Annotated in this window: 6 protein-coding genes; 3 read left to right on the top strand and 3 right to left on the bottom strand. The window is 34.6% G+C overall.

Features of this window, described 5'->3' with window-relative positions:
• Window positions 1-74 precede the first annotated feature (74 nt).
• Window positions 75-404 (bottom strand): DUF3889 domain-containing protein, encoded by a 330-nt coding sequence (locus RTL21_RS22915; RefSeq protein ID WP_312099460.1) that lies wholly within the window; start codon window positions 402-404, stop codon window positions 75-77.
• Between the two features lie 25 nt (window positions 405-429).
• Window positions 430-1,407 (bottom strand): M14 family zinc carboxypeptidase, encoded by a 978-nt coding sequence (locus RTL21_RS22920; protein WP_312099462.1) that lies wholly within the window; start codon window positions 1,405-1,407, stop codon window positions 430-432.
• A 228-nt stretch (window positions 1,408-1,635) separates the two neighbouring features.
• Between RTL21_RS22920 and RTL21_RS22925 the strand changes: the two genes are divergently transcribed.
• A complete protein-coding gene (locus RTL21_RS22925) occupies window positions 1,636-1,881 on the top strand; it encodes a YhdB family protein (RefSeq protein ID WP_312099464.1) in 246 nt (81 codons plus the stop codon).
• A 310-nt stretch (window positions 1,882-2,191) separates the two neighbouring features.
• On the opposite strand, the gene RTL21_RS22930 is transcribed toward RTL21_RS22925, so the two are convergent.
• Window positions 2,192-3,730: a bifunctional GNAT family N-acetyltransferase/carbon-nitrogen hydrolase family protein gene (locus tag RTL21_RS22930; protein WP_312099466.1), complete on the bottom strand. Its 1,539-nt coding sequence runs from the start codon at window positions 3,728-3,730 to the stop codon at window positions 2,192-2,194.
• 213 nt (window positions 3,731-3,943) lie between these two features.
• Here RTL21_RS22930 and RTL21_RS22935 point away from each other — a divergent pair, with 213 nt between their 5' ends.
• Complete coding sequence (locus tag RTL21_RS22935; protein ID WP_312099468.1) at window positions 3,944-4,390, top strand: disulfide oxidoreductase; 447 nt, start codon at window positions 3,944-3,946, stop codon at window positions 4,388-4,390.
• Window positions 4,387-4,710, top strand: a 324-nt coding sequence (locus RTL21_RS22940; RefSeq protein ID WP_312099470.1) for a thiol reductase thioredoxin, incomplete at its 3' end; no start/stop codon positions are given. The genes RTL21_RS22935 and RTL21_RS22940, both read left to right, overlap by 4 nt.

Raw genomic sequence — 4,710 nt, forward strand, 5'->3', positions numbered from 1 at the left:
TCTTATGGTATCATAGGCTTTTTATAAAATGTCCTTTACAAAGGGTACACTTTAAAGACCTTTTCGGTCTTTTTTTATGGCTTTTCTTCTACTACTAGAGAAATAAATTTATCATCTTGTGTTCTATGGTTAACCGTAACAACAACTGTTTTTTCTTTCCCATTTTCTTTTACTACAAATTGAAAAGAATCTTGTTCTTCTTGAGCAGAGATTTTTTTTCTCCCCAAATACTTGTAATCTGTCACAGACTCTTCTGGATAATCTGCCTTTACTACAGCAATCGCAATAGAACCAAATTTTTGATAATCTAATTCTTGGACAGCCTCATTATGGGATGGAAACATAAATGCCAAAATTAATACCGTGACACTCACAATAAGAATAGATAAGGATCTTGTTTTCATAAATACCTCCAATATTTTTTTCTTATTATTTATCCCCAAGCATTTTTTTATGTACCGCATCTATTTTTTTTGCTTCCTCAATTAGCGTTCTTGGAATGGTTTGATTTCTTTCCCATGCTTCTGCAAAGTTTGTTAATGAAGGGTTTCGCTCCTCCACTAATGGACATATTTCGATTGTAAATGCAGGTAAATGATACGTAGTGATAAACCAATCCGTGAATCCGCCGCCAATCGCCTCTTTTGGGGGGATTCCAAGATCATACCCTGTTTCCTTTGCGAGAACTTCTGCAATTGTACGATCTCTTTCCTCATTAACACCATTATTAAATTGCCAAAAAATCTCCTGGCCGGACGAATGATAAGCTACGGCGATGGTTGGCTTTATTTTTTCTGTCAACTTCACAATCGCTTGTACTTCTTCTGCCTCGAAAGGTGCTTTGCCTTTATAGTTTTTATAAGAAGGCTCTTTTTTTGAATCCTCTAAATGCTCCCATCCAGCAGGGTATTGTCGATTAAGATCCACACCTAATCCATTACTTTTCCACCGTGTAAAATCTTCTAAGTCATCATTCATTTTCTTTATTTTTCTTTTTGAAAAAAACGGAAATTTATTTATCTTTCCTTGTTGAATCGTCACTCCATCTGGATTAATCATCGGTACAATCCAAATGGAATACGAACCAAGAAAATTATCCCCATTTTTCATTTTAACTGCAATATCTTCTGCCATTTTCATTGTTAGCAAAGAAGTTATCCATTCTCTCCCATGATGAGCACCAGAAAGGAGAATGCTCTTCTCTCCTTTGCCCATTTGAATGGCGTAAATTTTCCGACCGAATTCTGATTTTCCAATCGTATGTACCTGTAATTGCTTCTTATATTTGCTTTTTAAAATCCAAACATCTTCTTGAAAATCCTCATATGTATATACTTTCCTTGCATCAACAATTGAAGTAGCACTAAATTCCTTTGGATATATCATTAGAAATAAAAATGTTGTCAATAAAATAATGATTCGCCTTTTCATAATAACCCCTTTTTTCTTTATATTGTGAAAGTGTGTCATTACTTATTCACACAAAGAGCAATTTCTCATTTTTTCCATATCAGAAATTATACAGGTAAAAATAGAAAACCCTTTTAAATCAATAAAGCCAACTTTTAGTGGGTAACATTCTGTGCTTTCTTCATATAATATAATCATCTCCTTCCCACAAAAGGAGGCATTAAGATGAACAATACAGATTATGATCGAGCCCTTTACTATACTCATCGATCAGAATGGGATAATCTTCTTATATTAATGGTAAGAACCAATGATAACTTTCTCTCAAAAAAAATTGAACAATTTTTACATGCCTATAACTTTGAACATGATTATTCTGTCATAGAAAAACATTTATATTCATTATTACGCTACATCGACCACGCCAACGATTTAGCAGAAGATGATTGGATTCACACTACCACTATGTAATTTATAGAATTCCACCAAAAAAACCACGGCTTTTGGCCGTGGTTTCAAACTGTAGACAAGAGGTTTTGCTTATGTTTTTTTGTGCTGCCCTTTCTAATACGGATGTTGATTTCCACTACAGGGGTTCGCTTTTCATGGGCAAGTGCCGAGCCGCTTCACATCACTCCTGCAGGGTCTCGGACTTTCTCGCATATCCCATAGGAGTCTCACCTATCCGCTCCAATCAACATGGTTTTATCAAGTTAGTCTAAATTTCTAATAGCTCAAAAAACATCAGATTCCCTTTTATCTTCAAACGCTCTTATACTTCTTACTTTTTATATTCAATCCGATATACGTCAAATCTTCTATCTTTTAATTGGCGGACGCTTCCTCCTTGGCGTTGTCTTCTTAGTATTTCTAAGTCTACATCACCGATCATGACCATTTCGATATTGGGGTTTGTTTCGCCAACAATTCCGTCTCGCGCAAATTCAAAATCAGATGGGGCAAAGATTGCAGATTGGGCATATTGGATATCCATATTTTCGGTTTGAGGCAAATTGCCGACGGTTCCTGCAATAACCGTATAAATTTGGTTCTCAACTGCTCTGGCCTGTGCACAATAACGTACACGTAAATAGCCTTGGCGATCTTCTGTACAAAATGGAGTAAAGATAATTTTCGCTCCCATATCTGTTGCAATCCGGGCAAGCTCTGGAAATTCAATATCATAGCAGATTTGAATAGCGATTTTCCCACAATCTGTATCAAAAACCCTGATGACATCGCCTCGTCTTATTCCCCACCATTTTCGTTCATTTGGTGTTATATGTAGTTTATATTGTTTTTCAATTGTCCCATCACGTCTAAAAAGATAAGCTATATTATAAATTTCATCATCATCTTCCTTCACAAAATGAGATCCGCCAATGATATTGATATTATAGCGAATGGCTAAATTTGTAAAAAGCTCAATATACTGCTCTGTATATTCGGTTACTTTTCGAATGGCCGTACTTGGAACACGTTCATCCATAAACGACATTAATTGAGAAGTTAGCAGCTCTGGAAACACAACAAAATCCGACTCCGCATTGGAAGCTACGTCTGTATAATACTCTACCTGGTTTGAGAAATCGTCAAAACTATAAATTTGTCTCATCATATATTGAACAACACAAATTCTTACAGGATAGCTGCTTTTGAAAAAACGTTTAGATTTTGGCATGTATTCTACATTGTTCCATTCCATAAGCGTCGCATAGCTCTTTGATTGTGCATCATCTGGTAAATAGTTCGGATTGATGCGCATTAACGTAAATCCATTAATTAACTGAAAAGACAAAACAGGATCATATATTTTATGATGCAACACTTCTTGCACATATTCTCTTGCTGTCATTTGATCTTCATACTTATAGTAATTAGGAATTCTGCCACCAATAATAATACTTTGTAAATTTAATTGCCGAACCAGCTCTTTTCTCGCTTCATAAAGACGATGACCTATTTTCATTCTTCGATAATCCGGGTCTACCATTACCTCTATCCCGTAAAGATTATAGCCGTCTGGATTATGATTGGTGATATATCCGCTATCTGTCACTTCATCCCATGTATGACGTGCATCATATTCATCGAAGTTAATGATCAAGCTTGAGCAAGAACCAATAATTTCTCCATCATATTCTGCTACAAATTGCCCTTCTTGAAAAATATCAAGATGGCTTTTTAATTGATCTTTCTTCCAAGGATCCATGCCTGGAAAGCATTCTGCTTGAAGCTTCATGATTTTATCAATATCCTGATATTCCGTGTTTCGAATAATTAATTTCTTTTCAAATTTTGATAAATCCAATTTTGGCATATTCTTTGACTCCCTTATGTATGGTTCTTTTTTAAAAAATTTACTTTCTATTTACTATTTCTACATTTCCCCATTTTTTTTAGATATAATCTCTATCCTTTATGAAAACTAGTTTGTTTACATCATTTCCGAATACCTTTATACTTTTTCTATAGTGAAAATACTTTTTTGTTATTTTTAGTAGTTGAATAAACGCCAATAAAGGAGAATAGTATGAAAGAGAAAACAAAACAAAAAGATTCCCGTGAAAACCTCTTATATTTAGCTTGGATTGCCGCTGTCCTCAGCATGTTCGGCAGCCTCTATTTTTCTGAAATCAGAGAGTTTGTGCCTTGCACATTATGCTGGTATCAACGGATATTAATGTATCCATTTGTGATTATTTTAGGAATTGCCGTTATACGAAAAGATTTTAAAATCACCTTTTATACAATGATACTTTCCGGATTCGGTGCATGCATTTCCATTTATCATTATTCGAAACAAAAACTAGCTAACATCTTTGAAAGCTCCGTCTCCTGTGGCCCAGTCCCTTGCACAGGCGAATACATAAATTGGTTAGGTTTTATAACCATTCCCTTCATGGCATTAGTTGGATTTATTATTATCTTTACTTGTAGCCTCATCATTTGGAAAAAAACAAAGGAGATGAATGAATGAAAAAAGTAATTTTTTTCTTAGTTTTTATCATTATTTTATTCGCAGGAGTAGCATATCTATCTCATATGCAAAAAGAAAAAGCAGTAGAAGGCAATATATATGAAAAAGCGGATTTGAAACCTGAAACCATCGAATTATTAGAAGACCCGAATTACCAAAATATTATTCTTCCTGACGAATTAGAAGAAAAATTAAAAACAGAGGAAGATGTTACCGTCTACTTCTTTAGCTCAGATTGTGTGTATTGTAAACAGACTACACCAGAACTAATGCCACTCGCTGAAGAATTAAACGTGTCTATTGATCAATATAATTTATGG

It is taken from the genome of Niallia sp., from assembly GCF_031978665.1.
Taxonomy (GTDB): Bacteria; Bacillota; Bacilli; order Bacillales; family Cytobacillaceae; genus Niallia.

Coding starts and splice junctions, on each gene's coding strand:
- RTL21_RS22930 (WP_312099466.1), bottom strand. CDS start 3,730: ATGCCAAAATTGGATTTATCAAAATTTGAAAAGAAATTAATTATTCGA.
- RTL21_RS22935 (WP_312099468.1), top strand. CDS start 3,944: ATGAAAGAGAAAACAAAACAAAAAGATTCCCGTGAAAACCTCTTATAT.
- RTL21_RS22915 (WP_312099460.1), bottom strand. CDS start 404: ATGAAAACAAGATCCTTATCTATTCTTATTGTGAGTGTCACGGTATTA.
- RTL21_RS22925 (WP_312099464.1), top strand. CDS start 1,636: ATGAACAATACAGATTATGATCGAGCCCTTTACTATACTCATCGATCA.